The 598-nt window shown below is 42.1% G+C and carries 1 protein-coding gene; it reads left to right on the top strand.

Features of this window, described 5'->3' with window-relative positions; all coding sequences use genetic code 11:
• Positions 1-160: 160 nt before the first annotated feature.
• Positions 161-598: leucine-rich repeat protein (locus ACYVRH_RS14220; protein WP_461257528.1), on the top strand; the 438-nt coding region annotated here is incomplete at its 3' end.

The raw sequence follows: 598 nt of genomic DNA, 5'->3' as shown, positions 1-598 counted from the left end.
CCCCCCCCCAGTTAAAAACCGGCTTAAAAGTAAAGAAACATCGCTATTTCAACGCTATTGTAACCACAGCGTGGTTACATTTCTCACTATCCTCGGAAAAACGCCAAGCGACCTTCGGTTGCACAAAGGCTTTTTATACAAAACAAAAGGAGAGTTCAAGATGAAAAGAACAGTAATAGCATTATTACTATGCACGGCACTGTGTGCGACAGTATTCGCGCAAACGCCAAACTCAGGCGATGATTTTGAGATTAAACAACTCGGTGACGGAACACTTAGTATCACCGGCTATAGAAGTTCAAGAAAAGATGTTGTTATCCCGTCAACCATCGAAGGCATCAAAGTTACGAGAATTGATCGGGGTGCATATGATCGGGGTGCATTTGAGGGTGAAGACATTACCAGCGTAACCATACCAAACGGCGTTACCGAAATTGGAAATTTGGCTTTTAGTAATTGCACCAGTCTTACCAGCATAACCATACCGAACAGTGTTACCAGAGTTCGTACCCCATTACTCCCTATTGCTCTAATTCTATACCAGATAAGAAATTATGTCAATACTTATTACTCTCTATTACTCCCTATTACCCCCTGT

The sequence above is a fragment of the Treponema sp. R80B11-R83G3 genome, assembly GCF_054786115.1.
This window is presented reverse-complemented; position numbering and strand designations above follow the sequence as displayed.